Annotated in this window: 23 protein-coding genes and 1 tRNA gene; 9 read left to right on the top strand and 15 right to left on the bottom strand. The window is 68.9% G+C overall.

Annotation, left to right across the window (positions count from 1 at the left end; translation table 11 throughout):
* The first annotated feature begins 48 nt into the window (after positions 1-48).
* Positions 49-459, top strand: a complete 411-nt coding sequence (locus ACIHCQ_RS17100) for a DUF742 domain-containing protein (protein WP_399663070.1) — start codon at positions 49-51, stop codon at positions 457-459.
* On the opposite strand, the gene ACIHCQ_RS17105 is transcribed toward ACIHCQ_RS17100, so the two are convergent.
* Positions 425-1,024 carry a GNAT family N-acetyltransferase gene (locus ACIHCQ_RS17105; protein ID WP_399662695.1) on the bottom strand — a complete coding sequence of 200 codons (600 nt, stop codon included), beginning with the start codon at positions 1,022-1,024 and terminating at the stop codon, positions 425-427. The genes ACIHCQ_RS17100 and ACIHCQ_RS17105 overlap by 35 nt on opposite strands.
* Positions 1,025-1,285: 261 nt before the next feature.
* Here ACIHCQ_RS17105 and ACIHCQ_RS17110 point away from each other — a divergent pair, with 261 nt between their 5' ends.
* The 5 genes from ACIHCQ_RS17110 to ACIHCQ_RS17130 all read left to right on the top strand — a co-directional run bounded on the left by ACIHCQ_RS17110 (position 1,286) and on the right by ACIHCQ_RS17130 (position 5,363).
* Entirely contained in the window at positions 1,286-1,891 is a 606-nt protein-coding gene (locus ACIHCQ_RS17110) for a GTP-binding protein (protein WP_399662696.1), read from the top strand.
* An 85-nt stretch (positions 1,892-1,976) separates the two neighbouring features.
* Positions 1,977-2,381, top strand: a complete 405-nt coding sequence (locus ACIHCQ_RS17115) for a roadblock/LC7 domain-containing protein (RefSeq protein ID WP_399662698.1) — start codon at positions 1,977-1,979, stop codon at positions 2,379-2,381.
* 143 nt (positions 2,382-2,524) lie between these two features.
* Positions 2,525-3,439 carry a DUF6397 family protein gene (locus tag ACIHCQ_RS17120; protein ID WP_399662700.1) on the top strand — a complete coding sequence of 305 codons (915 nt, stop codon included), beginning with the start codon at positions 2,525-2,527 and terminating at the stop codon, positions 3,437-3,439.
* A 193-nt stretch (positions 3,440-3,632) separates the two neighbouring features.
* Positions 3,633-4,196, top strand: a complete 564-nt coding sequence (locus ACIHCQ_RS17125; RefSeq protein ID WP_399662701.1) for a two-component system response regulator — start codon at positions 3,633-3,635, stop codon at positions 4,194-4,196.
* A gap of 141 nt (positions 4,197-4,337) precedes the next feature.
* Positions 4,338-5,363, top strand: coding sequence for a dipeptidase (locus ACIHCQ_RS17130; protein WP_399662703.1), 1,026 nt, complete (start codon positions 4,338-4,340; stop codon positions 5,361-5,363).
* 14 nt (positions 5,364-5,377) lie between these two features.
* Here the strand turns inward: ACIHCQ_RS17130 and ACIHCQ_RS17135 are convergent, their stop codons facing one another.
* Positions 5,378-6,022: a hypothetical protein gene (locus ACIHCQ_RS17135; protein ID WP_399662705.1), complete on the bottom strand. Its 645-nt coding sequence runs from the start codon at positions 6,020-6,022 to the stop codon at positions 5,378-5,380.
* A gap of 260 nt (positions 6,023-6,282) precedes the next feature.
* On the opposite strand from ACIHCQ_RS17135, the gene ACIHCQ_RS17140 reads away from it, so the two are divergent.
* Positions 6,283-7,050, top strand: coding sequence for a uracil-DNA glycosylase (locus tag ACIHCQ_RS17140; protein ID WP_399662707.1), 768 nt, complete (start codon positions 6,283-6,285; stop codon positions 7,048-7,050).
* A gap of 79 nt (positions 7,051-7,129) precedes the next feature.
* On the opposite strand, the gene ACIHCQ_RS17145 is transcribed toward ACIHCQ_RS17140, so the two are convergent.
* The 4 genes from ACIHCQ_RS17145 to ACIHCQ_RS17160 all read right to left on the bottom strand — a co-directional run bounded on the left by ACIHCQ_RS17145 (position 7,130) and on the right by ACIHCQ_RS17160 (position 11,150).
* On the bottom strand, positions 7,130-9,262 hold the full coding sequence (locus tag ACIHCQ_RS17145; RefSeq protein WP_399662709.1) for a xanthine dehydrogenase family protein molybdopterin-binding subunit: 2,133 nt from the start codon (positions 9,260-9,262) through the stop codon (positions 7,130-7,132).
* Positions 9,263-9,320: 58 nt separating this feature from the next.
* Positions 9,321-10,307, bottom strand: coding sequence for an FAD binding domain-containing protein (locus ACIHCQ_RS17150; protein WP_399662711.1), 987 nt, complete (start codon positions 10,305-10,307; stop codon positions 9,321-9,323).
* A complete protein-coding gene (locus tag ACIHCQ_RS17155) occupies positions 10,304-10,864 on the bottom strand; it encodes a 2Fe-2S iron-sulfur cluster-binding protein (RefSeq protein ID WP_399663072.1) in 561 nt (186 codons plus the stop codon). Before ACIHCQ_RS17155 ends, ACIHCQ_RS17150 begins: the two co-directional genes overlap by 4 nt.
* A 212-nt stretch (positions 10,865-11,076) precedes the next feature.
* Positions 11,077-11,150, bottom strand: a tRNA-Met gene (locus ACIHCQ_RS17160).
* A 199-nt stretch (positions 11,151-11,349) separates the two neighbouring features.
* Between ACIHCQ_RS17160 and ACIHCQ_RS17165 the strand changes: the two genes are divergently transcribed.
* Complete coding sequence (locus ACIHCQ_RS17165; protein WP_399662713.1) at positions 11,350-12,240, top strand: trypsin-like serine protease; 891 nt, start codon at positions 11,350-11,352, stop codon at positions 12,238-12,240.
* 96 nt (positions 12,241-12,336) lie between these two features.
* On the opposite strand, the gene ACIHCQ_RS17170 is transcribed toward ACIHCQ_RS17165, so the two are convergent.
* The 8 genes from ACIHCQ_RS17170 to ACIHCQ_RS17205 form a co-directional block, all read right to left on the bottom strand.
* Entirely contained in the window at positions 12,337-13,116 is a 780-nt protein-coding gene (locus ACIHCQ_RS17170; RefSeq protein WP_399662715.1) for an IclR family transcriptional regulator C-terminal domain-containing protein, read from the bottom strand.
* 89 nt (positions 13,117-13,205) lie between these two features.
* Complete coding sequence (locus tag ACIHCQ_RS17175; RefSeq protein ID WP_399662717.1) at positions 13,206-14,051, bottom strand: ABC transporter ATP-binding protein; 846 nt, start codon at positions 14,049-14,051, stop codon at positions 13,206-13,208.
* A gap of 40 nt (positions 14,052-14,091) precedes the next feature.
* The gene (locus tag ACIHCQ_RS17180; protein ID WP_399662718.1) at positions 14,092-14,874 is read right to left on the bottom strand and encodes an ABC transporter permease; all 783 of its coding nucleotides are present in this window, start codon (positions 14,872-14,874) and stop codon (positions 14,092-14,094) included.
* A 13-nt stretch (positions 14,875-14,887) separates the two neighbouring features.
* Entirely contained in the window at positions 14,888-15,727 is an 840-nt protein-coding gene (locus ACIHCQ_RS17185; RefSeq protein WP_399662720.1) for an ABC transporter permease, read from the bottom strand.
* Entirely contained in the window at positions 15,724-16,698 is a 975-nt protein-coding gene (locus ACIHCQ_RS17190) for an ABC transporter substrate-binding protein (protein WP_399662722.1), read from the bottom strand. The genes ACIHCQ_RS17185 and ACIHCQ_RS17190 overlap by 4 nt, the downstream gene beginning before the upstream one ends.
* A 159-nt stretch (positions 16,699-16,857) precedes the next feature.
* Positions 16,858-17,835: a PDR/VanB family oxidoreductase gene (locus ACIHCQ_RS17195; RefSeq protein WP_399662724.1), complete on the bottom strand. Its 978-nt coding sequence runs from the start codon at positions 17,833-17,835 to the stop codon at positions 16,858-16,860.
* Positions 17,832-18,014 carry a hypothetical protein gene (locus tag ACIHCQ_RS17200; protein ID WP_399662726.1) on the bottom strand — a complete coding sequence of 61 codons (183 nt, stop codon included), beginning with the start codon at positions 18,012-18,014 and terminating at the stop codon, positions 17,832-17,834. The genes ACIHCQ_RS17195 and ACIHCQ_RS17200 overlap by 4 nt, the downstream gene beginning before the upstream one ends.
* Complete coding sequence (locus ACIHCQ_RS17205; RefSeq protein WP_399662728.1) at positions 18,011-19,129, bottom strand: Rieske 2Fe-2S domain-containing protein; 1,119 nt, start codon at positions 19,127-19,129, stop codon at positions 18,011-18,013. Before ACIHCQ_RS17205 ends, ACIHCQ_RS17200 begins: the two co-directional genes overlap by 4 nt.
* Positions 19,130-19,460: 331 nt before the next feature.
* Here ACIHCQ_RS17205 and ACIHCQ_RS17210 point away from each other — a divergent pair, with 331 nt between their 5' ends.
* The gene (locus ACIHCQ_RS17210) at positions 19,461-19,892 is read left to right on the top strand and encodes a peptidoglycan-binding protein (RefSeq protein WP_399662729.1); all 432 of its coding nucleotides are present in this window, start codon (positions 19,461-19,463) and stop codon (positions 19,890-19,892) included.
* A 142-nt stretch (positions 19,893-20,034) separates the two neighbouring features.
* Here the strand turns inward: ACIHCQ_RS17210 and ACIHCQ_RS17215 are convergent, their stop codons facing one another.
* Positions 20,035-21,387, bottom strand: a complete 1,353-nt coding sequence (locus tag ACIHCQ_RS17215) for a cytochrome P450 (RefSeq protein WP_399662731.1) — start codon at positions 21,385-21,387, stop codon at positions 20,035-20,037.
* Positions 21,388-21,728 lie beyond the last annotated feature (341 nt).

The raw sequence follows: 21,728 nt of genomic DNA on the forward strand, positions 1-21,728 counted from the left end.
GGCGGAGGTGAGCCTGAGATGACCGACGACATGGCCGAGCCGGCAGGCATGGCAGGCATGGCAGGCATGGCAGGCATGAGCGGCAGCCAGTGGTACGACGCCGAAGCGGGCCCGCTCGTTCGCCCGTACGCGGTGACCGGCGGACGCACCAGGCCCGGCCCCGGCAATGTACGGTTCGACCTCATCGCGCTCGTCGACCTGGCGGCCGACGCACCCGGCTCCGCCGAGGAGTTACTGCTCGGACCCGAACACCGCGCGCTGCTCACTCTGTGCCGCGTGGAGACCCAGTCGGTCGCGGAACTGGCGGCGGACGCCGATCTGCCGGTCGGCGTCGTGCGCGTACTCCTCGGCGATCTGCTTGAAGCGGGCTACGTCACGGTCAGCCGCCCCGTACCACCCGCGCAGCTGCCGGACGAGAAGATCCTCAGGGATGTGATCGACGGCCTGAGGGCTCTGTAGCCGTTGCTCTCGACTCCCAGTCGGACCTGGTCAGCGCATACTCGACATCGCCGGACTCGGAGCCCTCGATGAGGTCCGGCCACTCTTCGAAGAAGGTCCGGACGTAGGTCAGGCCCGACTTCTCCAGCACGCGCCGCGAACGGGCGTTGACCGTCATCGTGTTCGCCGTCACCCGCTGTACGCCGAACTCGGTGAACCCCTTGCGGATCAGCGCGCGCGAGCCCTCTGTCGCAAAGCCGCGACCCCATGCTGCCTTTGCGAGCCGGTAGCCGAGCTCGACCACCGTGGAGTCGTGGTCCGTCAGCGGCCGGAATTCGAACCAGCCCAGAAACTCTGCCGTGGTCTTCTCCTCAGCTGCCCAGAAGCCGCGGTTGTCGATGCACGGATAGCGGTGCAGAAGCGGCGGCAGGGTCTCTGCCTTGACCGCTTCCCGCGTGGTCGGCCGGCCTCCATTGAGGAAACGCATGACTTCGGGGTCGTTGTCGAGGCCGAGCAGCCGGTCCACGTCGTCCTCGCTGAAAGGGCGGACGAGCAGCCGCTCGGTTGTGACCGGACAAGGGGACATGACTCGATCGTGGCCCCCTCCGGCATCGGCCACCACCGAATATCCGCCGCGACAGGGTCGTCATGCGTACTGATCCGGGCATCGAGTGGACCGGAACAGTCACAACGCTCCAAAAGAAGTCCGCTCCCCTCGGGGGAGGGCCGAGCTTGTCATCCTGTCTGGATAGCTGGAAAACCGGGTGCTCGGATTAGCGGGACACCGGGATACCGGGACACCGGGATGACGCTGAGAATCTTGCGAGAAGAAGAGAAGAAGTGACCCATGGCCTCCGAGAGCTCTGACAGCACCGGTGGGGAGTCCACCGCCCTCGCGCTGAAAATCCTTGTGGCCGGCGGCTTCGGCGTCGGCAAGACCACACTGGTCGGCGCGGTCAGCGAGATCCGGCCCCTGCGCACCGAAGAACATCTCAGCCTGGCGGGCAGCACGGTCGACGACACCGGGGGAGTCGATCAGAAGACCACGACGACCGTCGCCATGGACTTCGGACGCATCACCATCCGCTCCGGCCTGTCCCTCTACCTCTTCGGCACGCCGGGACAGGACCGATTCTGGTTCCTGTGGGACGAGCTCTCCCAAGGGGCTCTGGGCGCCGTCGTCCTCGCCGACACCCGCCGGCTCGTGGACTGCTTCCCCGCCGTCGACTATTTCGAGCACCGCCGGATCCCCTTCGTCGTCGCGGTCAACTGCTTCGCGGGCGCCCGTACCTTTGGCGAGGACGAAGTCTCACGCGCCCTCGATCTCGACCGTGGGACGCCTGTTGTGCTGTGTGACGCACGTGACCGGGACTCCGGAAAAGAGGTCCTCGTACGACTTGTCGAGTATGCCGGGCGCATGCACACGGCGCGGCTGCTCGACTCGGTCGGCTAGCCGCACCTTGCCCTGCCGTCCGTCGTACGAAAGGCTTACGGAAACACGGGGTTCACGGGGAACGTTTGAGCGGGGAGGACTGACCATGGCGTTGGACAAGGGACTGGACTGGCTTCTTGACGACCTGACCAAGAGGATCGAGCACATACGGCACGCGCTGGTGCTGTCAAATGACGGCCTGGTAACGGGAGCGAGCACGGGCCTGGCGCGGGAGGACGCGGAACATCTCGCCGCGGTCTCCTCGGGGCTGCACTCCCTGGCCCGGGGATCCGGCCGTCACTTCCACGCGGGCAAGGCACGTCAGACGATGGTCGAGTTCGATGAGGCGCTGCTCTTCGTCACCGCGGCCGGCGACGGAAGCTGCCTCTGTGTACTCAGCACGGCCGAGGCCGATGTCGGCCAGGTCGCCTACGAGATGACGTTGATGGTCAACCGGGTCGGCGAGCACTTGGGCGTCGCCGCGAGGCAGCCGGGCACCAACACCCGCTGACCTGCGGGAATCCGACCGGTCGAGGGGCAGCCTGCAGTTATCCACAGGCGACCATCGGTAGTTGTCCACAGGCCGGGCGGAAAGGTGGTCAGTCGGGCTACGGTCGTCACCGAGAGTTATTCGCACTCACGGGGGAGACTGTCATGACGGCGAAGGAAGCAGTGACGCGCAGCCTGGCGCTGGGCCGGGCCGCTCGGGAACTGGACCTCAAGCGCGGCGAGTTCGAGCTCGCGGTCCAATTGGGACACATTCGCACCACGTCGCCCGGCGCGGGCGGCGGGCCGCCGCGGGTCGAGCAGGCGGAGGTCGACCGGCTGCGTGGCTTGGAAGGGTTCCCGGACGCGCTGCGGGAGCGAGTGCGCACTGTTGGCACGGTGGAAGGCGCGCAGCTCATCTCGATCAGCCCCGCGCGGTTCGCCCGGCTCGCCCGCACGGGCCATTTCACTCCGATCCGGTTCTATCTGAACCGCTATCGCGCGGTCGTCTGGCTCTATCTCGCCGAAGAGCTGCGCGAGTTCGCCCTCGCCCATCCTGCGTTGCTCAGCGGCAGGACGCCGCCCGCGCTGCGGACTGTCCTGGACACGGGCGAGGACCGGCGCGCGCGGAACTGGCGGGGGCGGCGGCTTGGACTGCTGCTGCGCAGGACCGAGGATCCGTGGGAGCGCGCGGCGGCGATCGCCTCCGTCCTCGACCCGGTCACGGTGGCCGAGGTGGTGCCCGATCCATATGAACGGTCGCACCTGCGTGTGCTGCGGCCCGAACTGGTTCCCGCACGCCCCGATTCGCCCGCCGCGAGCGAAGTCGTGCAACAGCTTCTGCTGGCGGACCACCCGGACGAGATCCTCTGGCACCGGTCGAGTCTGGCCGACGCCCTGCGAGAGGCGCGAGCCCTGCGCCCGGCGCCCCGACCGGTGCCGAAGGCTGATCCCGGCCGCGATCCCAGGGCTCATCCCGGGGCGGTCCGCAGAGGCCCGCGGCTGCTGCCGATGCGCCGAACTCCTTACGGCCGAGGCCTGTTGAAGCGCCTGCGCCTGAGAAAGGCGGGCACAGTGGCCTGACGGCGACCGCGGAAGGCTTCATACTGCCCATACGCCCGAAGCCCCGCGGGGAGCCGAAGAACTCCGGACGCCGGAGAACGCCGATACGCCGGAACGCCGAAGAGCAACGACGGGGCCGACCTCGCCGCTGTGTGCCACGAACGCTGATGTGGCCGACTCTCGAAGGAGGCGCAATGGGGATGAGGGTTGTGCCTTGAAGATCCTTGTAGTCGACGACCGCGAGGACAACCTCTTCGCGATGGAGAGTCTGTTGCGCCCCCTGGGGCGTCCGGTGGTCCGTGCGCACAGTGGCGACGAAGCGTTGAAGACCGTGCTGCGCGGCGGCATCGCGGTGGTCATCCTTGATGTCGTCATGCCGCATATGGATGGCGTGGAGGCGCTGGCCTATATCAAGCGGCTGGATCACACCAGCAGCCTGCCCGTCGTGCTGATGACCGGCCTGGGCAGGGACGACGAGCTGGCCGCCCACGCCTACGACCTCGGCGTTTCCGACTTCCTGGTCAAGCCCGTGGACCCCTGGGCGGTGCGCATGAAGATACGGGCGCTCGCCGATCTGTATGTCGAGAACCAGAGCCTGCGTGAGCAGCTCAGTGCCCTGGCCGAAGGCGGGTCCGACGCCGAATCCAAGGAATCCGCCGAATCCAGTGAATCCGGCACCGGCACCGGCACCGGCACCGAATCCGATGCCGAAGCGGCGGCCCGCCTTCCCGACCTCGTCGACGCACGCGTGCCCCGCCAGCAAAGTGGCATCGACTGACGCGAGGGGGGAAACCGGTCGCCACAGGGGTGCCGAACGATCTATCCTCGGCAACCGCTCCACACCCCGGGTCCGCCGGTCCCCGCATCATCACACCGCCATGAGCCGGCCCACGCCCGGCCGCGGCAGGAAGGCAAGAACGTGCCCCTCGCCCTGCACCACAGCTCCCTCGTCGCGGACGCTCACAACGACCTGCTGATCGCGGTCACCGCCCGCCCGCCGCGGCGCTGGGCGGACTTCTTCCGCGAGCGGTGGCTGCCCCAACTGCGTGAGGGCGGGGTCGGCCTGCAGGTGCTGCCCGTCTTCATCGGGGACCGGTTCCGTCCGGACGGTGCGCTGCGCGAGACGCTGCGGATGATCGAGTGCGCCCACACCCTCGCCGAGGGCAACGCGGACCAAGTACGGCTGTGCCTGGACGGAGCCGATATCGACGCCGCGCTGGCCGAGGGAAAGATCGCGCTCGTGCTCGCCCTGGAGAGCGCACCTGGCGTCGATGCGAACGTGGAGCTCTTCGCCACACTCCACCGTCTCGGCGTCCGCATAGCGTCCATCGCGCACTGGAGCCGTACGCCGCTCGCCGACGGCAGCGGCGAGGACGCCACCGGCAGCCGGCTTACCGAAGCCGGGGTCGAGGCGCTCGCCGAGATGGAGCGCCTGGGGATGCTGTTCGACGTCTCACACCTGAGCGCCTCCGGCGTCGAGCATGTCCTGGAGCTGGCCACCCGTCCGGTCATGGCCACCCACTCCTCGGCCCGGGCGCTGCGCGACCATCACCGCAACCTCACCGACGACCAGATCCGGGGCATCGCAGCCACCGGCGGCACCGTGTGCGTCAACTTCCTGCCCGAGTTCCTCGCCGCGGACTCGGCCGACTGCACGATGGACCGGCTGGCCGACCACATCCTGCACATCAGTGAGGTGGCGGGCCCCGACCATGTGGGTCTCGGCCCCGACTTCATCCAGGAGGTCAACGACGACATCACCCCGCCCTGCTGCGAGGACAGCTACGACTTCGACTGGGCGCTGCCCGGCCTCGAAGGCCCCCGCGGCCTGCCTCTGGTCACCGAAGCGCTGCACCGGCGCGGTCTGCCCGAGGACTCCATACGGAAGATCCTCGGCGGCAATGTGCTGGACCTGTTCCGCAAGGAACTGGGCCGCCCTGCCTGAGCTCGGCCGGGGCGCTACGGCAGGGCGGGCGCGGCAGTGGGTGTCTTCGGCAGGGTGACCGTCGCCGGGGGCGTGGCCGCCGCTGACGGTGTGGTCGGTGCCGGGGGTGTGGCTGCCGCCGTCGGTGTGGCCGGTTTCGCAGGAGCGGGTGTCGCCGAGGTCGTAGGCGTCGTGGAGAGCTCGGGCAGTTCCGCGTCCTCCAGGCCGCTCAGGGTGGAGTCGATGATGGAGTTGACCACGTCCGTCACGGCGTCCAACAGCGAGGTGCCCGCTGTGGTCGTATTTCCGGAGGTGATGGAGTTGACGAACTCGTCGATCGCCTGATCGAGGGCGGTGGCCGCGTCGGTGTCGGTGTCGGTGTCAGTGTCGGTGTCTTCATCGCGGGCGGCGGCCGGGTTCGTGGACTGGGTGCCTACGAGAGGCGCGACGGTTCCACGCGCGGGGTCGCCGTTCGCGGGGACCACCAGCTTCCTGAAGGCGTCGGCGTGCCGGGCCGCCGCCGCGGAGCCGGGGGCAGGAGCGGCACTCGCGGCCGGGGCGGGTTCCGGTGCGGGGCCCGGGACGGTGGTCAGGGCGGTGGCGGGAGCGACGGTTCCCACGACCAGAGCGGCGCAGACGGCCGAGGGGACAAGGAGACGGGACACCGGTGGGACGCGCATGTGTACGTTCCTTTCAGGGGGGCTGCACTTTCCCCCACCGTGTAAAGAGGGGTCACCCAACGCAACCGCACGGATCCCCGGCCACCGGCTGCGCCGCGCCCGCGTAAAGCGTCTGACCAGCGCCTTTTCGCCGGTCCCTGTACCTTCCGAGCGGCTGGCACATCTGCTGCATCCGGGTCTGTCGAATGCGCGGATACTGGGACATTCCCGGTTGCGTGGCCGATTGCGTGGCTGGTGGCTCGACGAAGGAGGGAGCTGACGTGCCGGACCCGCTGCCGAGTCCTGACGAGGGCGACTTTCCCGCGCGTACCGCGCCACGCTGCGCGGATCTGGGTGAGCTCGACGCGCAGGTGATCCGGTGCCGGGCCTGTCCGAGGCTCGTGGCCTGGCGCGAAGAGGTCGCCGAGACGAAACGCGCAGCGTTTCAGGACTGGGAGTACTGGGGACGGCCCGTGCCGGGTTTCGGCCCGGCGGACGCCGCAGTGGCCGTGGTCGGGCTGGCACCCGCCGCGCACGGAGGGAACAGAACCGGCCGGATGTTCACCGGTGACCCCTCGGGCGACTTCCTGTTCTCCGCGCTGCACACTGTCGGCCTCGCCTCCCACCCGACGGCCACGCACCGCGGTGACGGCCTGGAGCTGCGCGGGGTGCGGCTCGCCGCGCCCGTTCACTGCGCTCCGCCGCAGAACAAGCCCACCCCGGCCGAGCGGGACTCCTGCCGGCCATGGCTGGCGGCCGAGCTGGCGCTGCTCGGCCCCACCCTGCGTACGATCGTCGTCCTCGGTGCCTTCGGCTGGCAGGCGCTGCTGCCTGTTCTCAGCGACGCGGGGTGGCAGCTGCCGCGCCCCCGCCCGGCGTTCGGGCACGGCAGACAGGTGATGCTGACCAGTGGCGGCGAGCTACCCGAGCTCTGTCTCCTCGGCTGCTACCACCCCAGTCAGCGCAACCAGTTCACCGGGCGGCTCACCTTCGCCATGCTGGTCGATGTCCTCCAGCACGCGGCCGACCTCTCCGGACTGAACCGTTGACCACCGAGACCACCGAGACCACCGAGAACGCCCAGAACGCCTGAGGCCACGCCGAGACCGCCGAGAGCGCCCAGCGCGTTCACCCGGCCGTCAGCCGCGGCAGCACCTTGTCCGGTGTGAGCGGCAGCTCCCGCAGCCGTACCCCGATCGCGTGGTGCACGGCATTGGCGATGGCCGCCGCCGTACCGACAATGCCGATCTCGCCGATGCCCTTGCTGCCCATCGGGTTGAGATGCGGATCATCCTCATCGATCCAGTGCGCATCGATCGCCGACACGTCGGCGCACGAAGGCACGTGGTAGGAGGCCAGATCGCTCTCGCTGAAGTCACCGAAAGCCGCGTCGATGGTGCTTCCCTCCGTCAGCGCCATGCCCAGCCCCATGGTCATACCGCCGATGAACTGGGAGCGCGCGGTCCGGGCGTTGAGGATGCGGCCCGCCGCGAAGACGCCGAGCAGACGGCGTACGCGCACCTCCCCCGTAACGGAGTCGACCTGGACCTCGGCGAACTGCGCGCCGAATGCGTGGCGCGCATACGGAGTTTCCTCACCCGCCTCCTCCTGAGTGTCCGCGGTGACGGTCACGCCCTCGGGCGGCAGGCCGCCGGGGTGCTCGCGCATCCGTTCGGCCAGGAGCGAGCAGGCCTTGTGCACGGACCACCCCCAGGAGGCGGTGCCCGAGGAGCCGCCCGCGAGCGGGGCCCGGGGCAGGTCCGTGGACCCGATGTCGATACGTACCGACTCCAGCGGAGCGTCCAGCGCCGCGGCGGCGATCTGCGCGAGCACGGTACGCGCGCCGGTGCCGATATCGGTGGCGTTGACCCGGACGTGGTACGTGGAGTCGGGTGCGGCGTGCGCGGAGGCGCTGGACGGCATGATGAATACGGGATAGGCCGACGCGGCCACCCCCGTGCCCAGTAGCAGGTCCCCTTCGCGGCGGACGCCGGGCTGCGGGTCGCGCCCCGCCCAGCCGAAGCGCCGGGCCCCCTCCCGGAGGCATTCCGCGAGGTGGCGGCTGCTGAAGGGCCTGCCGCTGTCGGGTTCGGTGTCCGAGTCGTTGCGCAGCCGCAGCTCCACGGGGTCCACCCCGGTCGCCACGGCGAGTTCGTCCATGGCCGACTCCAGGGCGTACATACCGGGGGCCTCGCCCGGGGCGCGCATCCACGACGGGGTCGGCACGTCCAGAGCGGTCACCCGATGGACGGTGCGGCTGTGCGGCGAGGTGTACATGACGCGGGCGGGCACGGCGGCCTGCTCCACGAACTCCTTGATGGTGGAGGTGTGGGTGATGGCCTCATGGGCGAGGGCCGTGAGGACGCCGTCGGCGGCGGCGCCCAGCCGGACGCGCTGGATCAGGGGCGCCCGGTGGCCGACGACCATGGGCATCTGACGCCGGGGGAGCGACACCTTGACGGGGCGTCCGGTGTGGAGCGCGCCCATGGCGGCCAGCACGACCGAGGGGCGGGGGGTGCCCTTGGAGCCGAAGCCGCCGCCGACATGCTCGGAGACGACGGTGACCTGCTCCTTGCCGAGCTGGAACAACCCGGCCAGCACGTCCCGTACCGTGCCGGCACCCTGACTCGAGTCGTACACCGTCAGGTGCCCCTCGTCCCACTGGGCCGTGGCGGCGTGCGGCTCCATCGGGTGGTTGTGCAGCGCGGTCAGGGTGTAGACCTCGTCGACCTGGACGGCCGCGGCGGCGAAGGCCGTGTCGAAGTCGCCGCGCTCCCGGGCGCCGGGGTATCCGCCGTTGGCCTCCTTGGGCGTGTAGAGGCCCGGATGGTCCGCGGTCAGGTGTACGTCGTGGTTCTGCGCGTCGTACTCGATCCGCAGCGCCTGCGCGGCCCGACGGGCGTTCTCCAGGGTGTCCGCGACGACCAGGGCGACGTACCAGCCGTTGTGGGGGATCCGGGTGTTCTGGAGGAGCGCGGCGATCGGGTCGTCCGGCGGCACGAGCCAGACCCGGCCGTCCAGAGGGGCGAGCCGGGGCGCGTTTTCATGGGTGAGAACGGCTCGCACACCGGGAAGGGCCAGCGCCTCGTCGGTGTGGACGGCGGTCACCCGGCCGCGGGCGATGGCGGCGGGCACCGGCCAGCCGTAGAGGCAGCCCGGCGGGGTGTGCTCGGCCGCGTAGCGCGCGGCGCCGGTGACCTTCTCGCGGGCCTCCCGGCGGACGGCGGGGCTGCCCAGCAGCGGAGTGCGTACATGCGTCATGACGGGTCATCACATCCTCGGGGCATCCTCACGACGAGCATCCTCTCCACGGGCATCCTCACGACGCGGCGGCAGCGAGCTCGGCCAGCACGCTGATGGCGAGGTTGCGGGCGAGCGGCACCTTGAAGCCGTTGTCGCGCAGCGGCGCGGCAGCGGCGAGTTCGGCGTTCGCCGCCCGGGCGAAGGTCTCTGGTGTGGCGGGCGCGCCGATCAGCACCTCTTCGGCCGCGCGCGCCCGCCAGGGCCGGTGGGCGAGCCCGCCGAAGGCCAGGGCCGCGTGGCGTACGGTGCCGTCGCCGACGTCGAGGACGGCGGCGACGGAGGCCAGCGCGAAGGCGTACGAGGCGCGGTCGCGGGCCTTGCGGTACGCGCAGCTGCCAGGGCCCGGTGGGGGGAGTGTCACGGCGGTGATCAGCTCGCCCGGGCGGATCACGGTGTCCTGATCGGGACGGTCGCCGGGCAGCCGGTAGAAATCCGTGACCGCGACATCGCGCTCGGCCTGCCGGTCGCGCAGGTGGACCGTGGCGTCGAGGGCGGCCAGCGCCACTGCCATGTCCGAGGGATGGGTGGCGACGCAGTGCTCGGAGTGGCCAAGCACCGCGAGTTCGCGGTGGTGGCCCTCGCGGGCCGGACATCCGGTGCCGGGAGCGCGTTTGTTGCACGGTTTCGAGATGTCCTGGAAGTACGTGCAGCGGGTGCGCTGGAGCAGGTTTCCGCCGGTGGTGGCGGCGTTGCGCAGTTGCCCCGACGCGCCGGACAGCAGCGCCTGGGACAGGGCGGGATAGCGCGTACGGACGGTGGGGTGCGCGGCCAGGTCGCTGTTGCGCACGGCCGCGCCGATGCGCAGCCCGCCGTCGGGCGTCTCCTCGACCCCGTCCAGCGGCAGCCGGCTGACATCGATGAGCAGCTCCGGGGTCTCCACACCGTGTTTCATCAGGTCGATGAGGTTGGTGCCGCCGCCGAGGAACTGCGCGCCCGGATGTGCGGTGAAGGCGTCGACGGCCTCGTCGGCGCTGCCGGCGCGCACATAGGCGAAGGGTTTCACGACGCCACCTCCTCGATCGCGTCCACGATGTTCGGATAGGCCCCGCAGCGGCACAGGTTGCCGCTCATGCGTTCGCGGATCTCGTCCGGTGTGAGAGCGGCGGGCCCGCCCGGGGGCTGGTGGTGGGGTGTGACGTGCGAGGGATGCCCCTCGGCTGCTTCGGTCAGCATGCCCACGGCCGAGCAGAGCTGGCCGGGGGTGCAGTAGCCGCACTGCAGGGCATCCCGCTCGACGAAGGCCTCCTGCAGCGGATGCAGCCGGTCGCCGTCGGCGAGACCTTCGACCGTGGTGATGTGCGCGCCGTCGTGGGCGACGGCGAGCAGCAGACAGCTGTTGGTGCGCCGCCCCTCGACCAGCACGGTGCACGCGCCGCACTGGCCGTGATCACAGCCCTTCTTCGCGCCCGTCAGGTCCAGATGCTCGCGCAGGGCGTCCAGGAGGGTGGTGCGGTGGTCGAGCGTCAGGGTGTGCGCGGTTCCGTTGACGTGCAGGGTGAGGGCGGAGCGATGGGCGCTCTCCGAGGACTGCGCGACCTCGCTCTCCCGGTTCTCCCGCAGACTGGTTGGCTCCACTCCGTCGCGCCTTTCGGGTCATGGATGGATTGCCTTGCCTCCTTCTTATCAAGGTGTGACGGTTTGCGCCGTTCCAGGGACTTTGCGGAGGGTGGCTCAGCCGCTGTCGCGCGTGGTGAACTCCCGGCTGCCGTGCGGGCCGCGAACGGGCCCGGACGCAACGAAGGCCCGGCGTATGCCGGGCCTTCGTTCATGAGTAGCGGGGGCAGGATTTGAACCTACGACCTCTGGGTTATGAGCCCAGCGAGCTACCGAGCTGCTCCACCCCGCGCCGTTGATGTCGACTGTACGGCATCCGTCCTGATCAGCCGAATCGGGGTGTTCGTCACCGTGCGCGGCTTGTTGCCGAGGAAGAATCGGTCAAGCACCGGCCAAGGAATGACGCCGCCCTTGCCGCACCCGCCGCCCGCACGCTTCACTGTCGATCACCCCCACAGGAGACCCTGTTCATGACATCCGAAGGGCTTCTCTTGACTGCCGTACCTGTACGTCTGAGTACCATCAGCGTTACCGTCACCGCCGCGGCCTGTGCCCTCGTGCTCGCCGCGGCACTGCCGTCCTCCGCGATCAACTCGTACAACGCGACGCCCGCGCCGGAGCGCACCGAGGTCGGCGTACTCGTCGCCACCTGGGACAACGACGGCGACCCCGCCACCCCCGACCGGGTCGACTGGGTCTGCTCAGGCACCATGATCGACGCGGACACCTTCCTGACCGCGGCGCACTGCACCACCGACTGGCCGGCGAATGTGAAGTTCTACGTCTCGCTCGACCAGGACGTACAGGCCGGGCTCGACAAGGCCGCCGCCGCCCACCCCGGCGACCCGGCCGCCGTCGCGAAGGCCGTCGCCGTCCAGGGCGTCGCCCACAGCCACCCCGGCTTCCCCGGACCGGCCTCCGACACCCATGACATATCCGTGGTCGAACTGCCCGCCGCCCAGGTCAAGGCGCGCTGGACGTTCACCCCGGCCACTCTGCCCAAGGCCGGGGCACTGAACGCGCTGGGACCGCAGGGGCTCAAGGACACCTCGTTCCTTGTCGCGGGGTACGGCACCCAGGAGGCCCAGCGCGGTCCCGGCGGCCACACCCACCCCGGCGGCGGTGTCCGGATGAAGGCCCCCGTCACGTACGACGCTCTGAACAACGCGTGGCTGCGACTGGCCATGACCGCGCCCCAGGGCAACGGCGGTGCCTGCTACGGCGATTCGGGAGGCCCCAACTTCGCCACGCTGGGCGGCAGGCTCACCCTGGTCGCGACCACGATCACGGGCGACACCCCGTGCTACGCCACCAACGTGACGTACCGGCTGGACTCGCCCGGCGCCCGCGACTTCCTCTCTCCGTTCACGAAGCTGCCGTAGCACAGAGCTGTAGCACAGAGCTGTAGCACAGAGCTGTAGCACTGAGTGGGTGCCGTCGGGCCGCATGCTGTGCGCCCGGCGGCACTTCAGCCGCTGTCAGCCGCCGGACACCTTCAGTTCGGCCTCGATACTGGCCGCGGTTGCCAGCAGCGGCGGCAGCAGGTGCCTGCGTATCGAGTCCGGGGTTCCGCGGCTGACGTGTGTGGAGAGGTTCACCCCGGCCACCACCTGCCGGGACTCGTCCCGGATCGGCGCGGCTATCGATATCAGGCCCTCCTCCAGCTCCTGGTCCACCAGGCACCAGCCCCGCGCCCGTACCTGCTCCAGCTCGTCGGCCAGGGTCTTCGTGCAGGTGATCGTCTTCGGCGTCAGCGCGGCCAGGGACACGGAGTCCAGGTAGCGCCGCAGCCGGTCGTCCGGCAGGCCCGCCAGCAGGACCCGGCCGAGGGAGGCGGCGTACGCCGGGAAGCGGGTTCCGACACTGATCGAGACGGTCATGATCCGCCGCGTGGGCACCCGGCTGACATACACGGCGTCCTCACCGTCGAGCACCGCCACCGACGAGGATTCGTGGACCTCGGCGACCAGCCGTTCCAGATGCGGTGCGGCGATCTCCGCCAGGGACAGGCTCGACAGGTAGGAGTACCCCAGCTCCAGCACCCGAGGGCTGAGCCGGAATAGCCGGCCGTCAGTGGCCATATAACCCATATCGCTGAGGGTCAGCAGGAAGCGCCGGGCCGCGGCGCGGCTCATACCGGTGGTCCTGGCCACCTCGGCGAGCGTCATCTCGGGCGTCTCGGCGGTGAACGCCCGGATCACGGAAAGACCCCGCTCCAGGGACTGCACAAAGTACGGCCCACGTCCGTCGTCCGTCACCGTGCTCACCATCTTTCACCGACCTTGTCGCTGTGGAGCCGTTCAGGCCGCGGAGCACACCATCTGTGCCAGAGCATAGGAGGACGATGCTATGGCTTGGTCGTTTCCAGGGCCAAACCGGGAATGTCCGTGGGTTCCGGCGCCGGGGCGGAGTGGTCGGAGTCGCCACTGTGCTGCTTGGCGCGCTGGATCTGCTCGTAGACATGCGCGCGCAGCTCCGCGAAGCGCGCACTGGAGCGGGTGTGCAACTGGTCGCGCTCATCGGGGAGATCGATGACCAGATCCTCCTGTACCACCGTCGGCGACTTGGACAGGATGATCGTCCGCTCGCCCAGGTACACGGCCTCGTCTATGTCATGGGTGACGAACAGCACGGTGACTCCCAGCTCGTGCCAGAGCCGCCGGATGAGGTCCTCCAGTTCGGCGCGGGTCTGCGCGTCGACCGCCGCGAAGGGCTCGTCCATCAGCAGCACCTTCGGCTCGAACGCGACGGCGCGGGCGATGGCGACGCGCTGCTGCATTCCTCCGGAGAGCTGCCAGGGGTACGCCTGGTGGGCGTCGGCCAGGCCCACCACCTCCAGCGCGTGGTTCACCAGCTCCCTCTCGCGCGCCTTCCCGAGCTTCTTGCGGCGCAGCGGCAGGGCGACGTTGTCGCGCACATTCATCCAGGCGAAGAGGGAGCGGCCGTACTCCTGGAACACCACCGCCATGCCGGGCGGCGGGCCATCGACCGGGCGGCCCTCCAGGCGTACTTCTCCGGCGCTGGGGGCGAGCAGGCCCGCCATGCACTTCAGTAGCGTGGTCTTGCCACAGCCGGACGGGCCGACCAGGCACACCAGTTCCCCGGCATCGATATGGAAAGTGAGGTTCCGCAGCGCTTCGACGTTGCGGTGGCGTCCGGTGTAGATCTTCTGCAAATCTCGAACGTCGAGCATCGACGCGCCTCCTTATGGGTCCTTTATGAGTTCCGCCGGGCTATGAGTTCCGCTGGGCCTGGCGCAGGCCGTGGTACCAGGCGAGCACCCGGTTCTCCGCGAACCGGAACAGCAGTGACAGGACGAAACCGAGCAGGCCGAGCAGCAGCACACCGCTCCACATCTCGGGAATCGCGAAGGACCGCTGGAACTGCACGATCGTGAAGCCCAGGCCGTTGCTGGCGGCGAACATCTCGCTGATGACCATGAGGATGATCCCGATCGACAGGGACTGGCGCATCCCCGTGACGATCTGCGGGCTCGCCGAGCGCAGCACCAGATGCCACAGCCGGGACGGTCCGCCGATGCCGTACGACCGGCAGGTGTCGCTCAGCACGTCATCGACGGCGCGGACGCCCTCGACCGTGTTGAGCAGGATCGGCCATACACAGCCGCTGACGATGACGAGCACCTTCATGGTGTCGCCGATGCCCGCGAACAGCATGATCACCGGTACGAGCACCGGTGGCGGGATGGCGCGGAAGAGCTCCAGGACCGGTTCCAGGACATCCCGGACGACCCGGCTCGTACCGATCAGCAGGCCGAGCCCGACGCCGATGACGGCAGCGAGGAGGTAGCCCTCGGTGAGCCGGATCAGGCTGGGCAGCACGTCCGACGCGAGTCGCTCGCCCGTCCAGACCTCCCCGAAGGTGCGCAGGATGTCGGACAGCGGCGGGAAGTAGAAGTTGGTGGACCCGGCGGTGGCGTACCACCACAGGGTGAACAGGACCGCGGGCAGGCCCAGGGCCAGCAGAATCCGCCGTGCCACGGTGCGGAAGGACATCGCCATAAACCCTCTACCCCTCCCTTCGCATGGACTGGTGCCAGTGCAGCGCGCGCCGCTCGACCTGCCGTGCCATCAGATTGACGGCGACGCCGAGGAGCCCGCTGACCAGGACCAGGGCGTAGACCTCGGGCACCGCGCCGGAGACCTGCGCCACGGCGATCTGATGGCCGATTCCGGGCGAGCCGATGATGAGTTCGGCGGTGATCGCGAGGACCAGCGCCACGGTCGCGGCCAGCCGTATGCCTGTCATCACATAGGGCAGCGCGGTCGGCCACAGGACGTACCGCACCCGTCCCCAGCTGCCCAGTTGGTAGCTGCGGGCGGTGTCGTCCGCGACCGGATCGAGGTCCTGCATGCCGGCGAGCACCTGGATCAGCACCTGCCAGAACGAGGCGTACACCACCAGCAGCAGCGTCGACATCAGGTCGGTGCCGTACAGCAGCACCGCCACCGGGATCAGCGCCACGGACGGGATCGGCCGCAGGAACTCGATGGTGGACGCGGTCACGGCCCGCAGCAGGGGAACGGAGCCGATCACGACCCCGAGCACCACGCCCGCGACGACGGCGATGACCAGACCCAGACCCCACCCGGTCAGGGTGTCTCCGAGCGCGGTCCAGAACGCCTGGTCGTCCAGCATCCGCCACAGCGCGCCCGCGGTCTCCGAGGCCGGTGGCAGATAGTCGGCCGACACCAGACCGGTGTGCGGCAGCAGCTCCAGCACCGCCACGAGACCGGCCAGTCCGGCCAGACCGCGCAGCGGGGTGGCGGCGCGTCCCAGACCCCGCCGAACGAGGGGTGTGGCGGCGGTCTTCGTCTCTACGGGATGGACGATGGGCGGCGCCGTCATGAGAACAGGGCGTCGAGGTCCGGCGACTTGGTGAAGATGCCGTCCTTCTTGCCGAGCTCGGCCAGGGTTTCCACCGAAGCGCGGTTGACCTCCGTGGGCCAGCGGGGCAGCGTGAGGTCCTTCACCACCGTCGCGTTGATCTTGGTGTAGGCGGTGAGTATCTGGCGCGCCTCCTCCGGGTGCTCGTCGGCGTACTTCAGCGACTCCGTCATGGCGGCGACGAACTTCTTCACCAGCTCGGGGTTCTCCTTGAGCAGTTTGGCCGAGGTGAAGTACGTCGCGAGTGTGAGGTCGGGGTGGGTCTCGGCGAACGGCGACGCCACGACGCGGGCGCCCTTGGCCTTGGCGATGGTCAGCGCGGGCTCGCCCATCCAGGCGGCCTCCACCTGCCCGCCGTCCAGCGCGGCCGGCATCTGGTCGAAGGGCATCTCGACGAACTTGATCCCGGACGGGTCGCCGCCCGCCTTGCGCACCGATTCGCGGACGGTGGTGTCGCCGATGTTCTTCAGGGTGTTCACCGCGAGCGTGCGCCCGGCGAGATCCTTGGCCGAGGTGATCGGGCTGTCCTTCTTGACCGCGACACCGCTGATGTCGGCTCCGACCTTGCCCGTGGTGGCCACCCCGTTGACCACGGATTTGATGGGAACGCCCTTGGTCTGGGCGACCATCAGCGAGGTGACGTTGCTGAACCCGAACTGGAACTGCCCGCTCACCACACCGGGGACGATCGCCGCGCCGCCCTGGGCGCTCTCCATCGTCAGCTTGATGCCGCGACTGCTGAAGAAGCCCTTCTTCTCGCCGAGGTAGAGCGGTGCCACATCCACGATCGGGATAATCCCGACTTTTACCTGCGTGGTTCCGCTGCCGTCCGCGGACACCGAACCACCGGACGGGGAAGCCGAGGCTCCGCATCCGGCGGCGGCGACCACCGTCGCCGCCGCCATGACCAACCCAAAAACGCGCCTTCGCATTGCGCCTCCTGAGGAGCGAGAACCCTGAGTGTGCGCAATGCGAACACTCGTGCGGTCTTCGAACTGTGCGGAACGCTAGGACGCGGTCGCGGGCGAGTCAATGGGTGGTGTCGAAGGTGTTGCGAATTGTGTCCCCGGAGGGGGAAGCGGGGAACGACGTCAGAGATCGAGCACCAGGCGCGGACCCCGGCAGCGCGACACGCAGATCATCATCGACTCGTTGGCCGCCTGCTCCTCGGCGGTGAGCACCGAGTCGCGGTGGTCCGCCTCGCCCTCGACGATGTCGGTCTCGCAGGTGCCGCAGGTGCCCTCCGTGCAGGAGAAGAGCACCTGGACCCCGGCGTCCTCGACGGTCTGCAGAATGGAGCGGTCCGCGGGCACGGTGAGCGTCAGACCGGACTGCAGCAGTTCCAACTCGAAGGAGTCCGACGCCGCTTCGGGATCGGCGGCCCTGGCCGTGAACCGCTCGACGTGCAGCGCGCCGGCCGGCCAGGTGCCGCACTGCTCCTCGGCCGCGTTCAGCAGCGGTTCGGGGCCGCAGCAGTACACCAGCGTGTCCGGGGCCGGACTGCCCAGATACGAGGCGAGGTCCAGCAGCCCGGTCTCGTCGGCGGGCGCGATGGTGACCTTCTCCCCGTACGCGGCCAGCCGCCCCGTGAACGCCATCGATCCGCGGGTCCGGCCCCCGTACAGCAGCGTCCAGTCGGCGCCCGCCGCCTCGGCGGCGGCGGTCATCGGCAGGATCGGGGTGATCCCGATGCCGCCCGCGACGAACAGATAGCGGGCGGCGGGCAGCAGCGCGAAGTTGTTGCGCGGACCCCGGACGCGTACGGAGCTGCCTTCGGTGAGCTTGTCGTGGACGTACGCCGAACCGCCGCGCCCGGCAGGTTCGCGGCCCACCGCGACCTGCCAGGCCGTACGGTCCGCGGGGTCACCGCAGAGCGAGTACTGCCGGGTCAGTGTCAGCCCTGGCGAGCCGCAGTCGTCCAGAAGCAGATCGACATGCGCGCCGGGCTCCCAGCCGGGCAGTCGGCCGCCCGACGGGTGACGGAGCGTCAGCGATACGACGCCCTCGGCCTCTTCGGAGCGGGCGGCGACGATCAGTTCGCTCTCGTACTCGTACTCGGTGGTGCTCACGAACGCTCCTTGTCGCGACCGGGGTGGTCCGGGTGATCCGGGTGGGCCAGCATCCATTCCCACAGCTCCACCGGGTCCTGCGCGGAGCGCTCGGCGCCGCAGTGGCAGATCCCGTGCAGGGTGTCGGTGCCCGGGACCCAGTCGATGCGGTAGACCTCGGCGGTGGGCGCGCCGCTCATCGCGCGGCGGCCGGCAGGGGAGTGGCCGGTCCGGTCCGCTCGCTCTCGCCTTCGGCGGCGAGGCGGGCGAGGATCCGGCGGGCGGCGAGGCCGCCGGTGTCGATGTTGATGCTCAGCTCCTGGTAGCCGGCGGCCTCGGTGTCCAGGCTCTTCTGCAACAGGTTGAGCGCGTCCACGTCCTGCATGACCACGGACCGGTTGAAGTCGTGCAGGAAGGTGGTGACTTCCTCGTCGCCCTGGGCGAAGTCCCGCGAGACGCACCAGAAGTCGTACACCGTCTTGTCCGTCGACGGCGTGATGGCGTACGTGATCTCGACGTGGAAGGCGTCCGGGTCGGTGCCGTCGGGGCGCGGCAGCACCCCGACCGGCGCGATACGGCTGTGCAGCAGATAGAGGCAGGGTGCGTGGTACTCGATGTCCTGCCAGCGGGTGATACGGCCGTCGATGCCGGTGGACCGGGCGTAGAAGGGCGGGCACTCGGCGTCGTCCATGTGGCGGCTGACCCGTACGATTCCCGCGCCCTCGTCCACCTCGGTGGTCATCGGCGTCTCGGCCACCTCGGGGGTGCCGATGTATCCGCCGTGCAGATACGTCTCGTGGGAGAGGTCCAGCAGGTTGTCCACCAGCAGCCCGTAGCCGCAGTCGATGGGCTCCATGCCGCCGACCGTCTCCCAGGCGGGGTCGGCCAGGTGGCGGGCGCGCGGGATGGCGGCGGGGTCGGCGAGCGCCGGGTCCCCGATCCACACCCACACCAGCGAGTCCTGCTCGACGACGGGATAGGCGGACACGCGCGCGGTCCGCGGAATGCGCTTCTGGCCCGGCACATACACGCAGGTGCCGGTGGTGTCGTAGGTGAAGCCGTGGTAGCCGCAGACCACCTTGTCGCCGTCCAGCCGGCTGGCCGACAGCGGGAAGCGGCGGTGTACGCAGCGGTCCGCGAGGGCGACGATCTCGCCGACCGCACCGGAGTCGGCCGCCCCGGAGGCCGCCGAGTCGTCAACCTCGGTGCGATAGAAGGCGATCGGCTCGTTGAGGATCGTACGTCCCAGCAGCTCACGGCCGATCTCGCGGCCGTAAGCGGCGACGTACCACTGGTTCCTGGCAAAGGCGGTCATGGGGTGTCCCGTCATCCTCGACGTTGTGTCGGCAACACCATGACGGTGTCGCGTACACCCCGGCAATAGACCTTCCGTCCTACGGAAAAGGCCTGGTCAGGCGCTTGCCGTTGGTTGTGTGGTATTCAGTTCGCCACACCGCTCCGAAGTGCTTGAGATTGTGGTATCGGGTCTCTTCCGGCAGCCCGGCCAGCTAATCTATAACACCCTCAACGATCACAGACGCCAATGATTCCACAAACAGAATCACGCAATATACCCGATCGGGTTGATCTGCACACCCGGTTAGCCGAACATGCGAGCCGCTGCGAGCAGGCCTAGCATCAAAGCTATGACGACAGAAAAGACACGAGAAGCTATCTATTACGTCGTAGAGGGAGATACCCTCTCCAGAATAGCTGAGCGATTCCGAACCACGGTCGCGAAGCTCCAGCAGTTGAACCATATTCCAGATGTCAACCTGATCCACCCCGGGCAGCGCCTGATCGTTTCCCAATCAGGAAACGGCTTCGTGCCCTTCCCCGGCGCAGAATGGTTCCATCATCGCCCGGAGAACGCGGTCGTCCTCGCGATGGCTCATCGCCTGGAGGAGGAAAGCTGTTCCGCCTACAGCCCACCGGAGCCTGACAAGAAGTGGTCGGCGGCGGATAAAGCCTCCTACAGTAATTGGCAACGCAAAATGGGGTTCTCGGGCGCGGACGCGGACGGCATCCCGGGGAAGACGTCCTGGGACGAGCTCAGGATTCCCACGCCTCCTGCCTGACCGCGCGGGCGAGCCCGCCAGGGTCTGTCCACACGGCTCCGAGCATTTCGTCGGGCGTCACCGCCGAGCCTCCGAATAAGTAAGTCTTGCGCACGGTTCGGTGACTGATTAGCGAGCCGCCGCTGCCCCGGCGCGGCTGTGGTCAGACGTGGCGCTGTTTGACGGTCATGGGGATACGGTCGGCGTGCGCCACCGCTGAGGCCACTTCCTTGGGCGTGTGACCGGGGAGCGGGGTCAGCTCCCACCGGGCGAGTACGGTCGCGATGGCGATGGTGGCCTCCGTCCATACGTACTGGTCCCCGATGCACTTGCGGTTTCCCGCTCCGAACGGGACGTACGCCTCACGTGCGATGTCTCCCCGGCGCGCAGGCAGCCACCGGTCGGGGTCGAACGCCTCTGGATTCGCGTACAGAGCCGGGTCGCGGTGGAGGGCATAGAGGCTGAAGGCGACCTCGGTGCCGGCGGGCATCTCAACGCCGCCCAGCACCACCGGCTCCGTTGTGCGGCGCATCAGCAGGGTGACGCCGTGCAGTCGAAGCACCTCGTCCAGTACCCGGCGGATTCCCTCCAGCCGGGGCACGTCCGCGATGGTTACCGGCCGGTCGCCGACGACCTCCTGTATCTCCGCGACCACTTGCTTCTCGGCCTTGGGATGGGAGGCCAGCTCGTGGAAAGTCCAGGCGAGCATGGCCGCCGTGGTCTCGGCGCCGGCGAAGAGAATGGTGCTGAGTTCGTCGCGGACCTCGACATCGGAGAGCGACTTTCCGCTGTCCGCGTCCTGGGCTGAAAGCAGCAGGGACAGCAGGTCGCCTTTGTTGTCCGTGTGCCCGGAGCGGCGGGCGCCGGCGACGACCTCGTCGATCACCGCGCGCAGCGCCTTGCTCGCAGTGTCGAAGTCGCGGTTGGCGCGGATCGGGAACCGATCCAGGAACTTGGGAGACGCCGCTCGTATCAGCAGGTTTTTCAGTAGGGTGGGCAGATTTTTGCGTATCGCCTCGACTGCCGGCAGCCCGATCTCCGTGGAGAACATGGTCGACGCGAGCGTGTCTATGGCGTACTTGGCCATCGCCTGCTCCAGATCGACCACCTGGCCTGGTGTCCAGGAGTCCACCAGCTCCCGCGCATTGCGGCTCATGATCTTCGAATAGTCCGCGATGCGCTCCTTGGAGAACATCGGTTGGATCATGCGCCGGTGCTGGCGGTGCAGCTCTCCGTCGCTGTTGGCCAGGCCGTTGCCGGCGAGCGGTCGCAGCCGGTCGAAGAAGCGGCCCTTCTCGAAGCTGCGGGCCTGTTTCACTGTCACCTCATGGACCAGCTCTGCCGAGGTGACCACGATCATGGGCATTGTGCCGAGGCCGACTTGGACCAAGTCTCCGTGCTGGCGCAACGACGTCATGAAGGTGAGAGGATCCCGCCACAGCGCCAGGGCGTGTCCGAGAAGCGGAACCGCCCCGGGGGCGCGCGGAACCGACTGCAATCCAACTGGCACTGACACAGGGCATCCTTCGCTGTAACCGGGCGCCGCTGCATGCGGCCTATCTGGGGAATCACACCACCAGACGCGTCTGAGCGCGAGAGTGCCCCGGTCTCCAACTGGCGATGTGGGAGGCCCGTTTGGTGCTCGGACGAAGTTGACCATGGATATGCTGCAAGCGCCCGCTGCTTCACTCGCACCCGAGGAGACACCGGACTCGTGCGTACGGCTGCCCTGCAGGCCTGGCGGCGCGCGCGAACGGTGCCCAGCCCGTCAGATCCGTGTCTCACGAGGGTACTGTCGATGATCACGAAATCGGCTGGAGCATCGGAGCGACCGTCCATCGCCCCTTCCCTCTACGC

The sequence above is a fragment of the Streptomyces sp. NPDC052236 genome, from assembly GCF_044548015.1.
Lineage (GTDB): Bacteria > Actinomycetota > Actinomycetes > Streptomycetales > Streptomycetaceae > Streptomyces.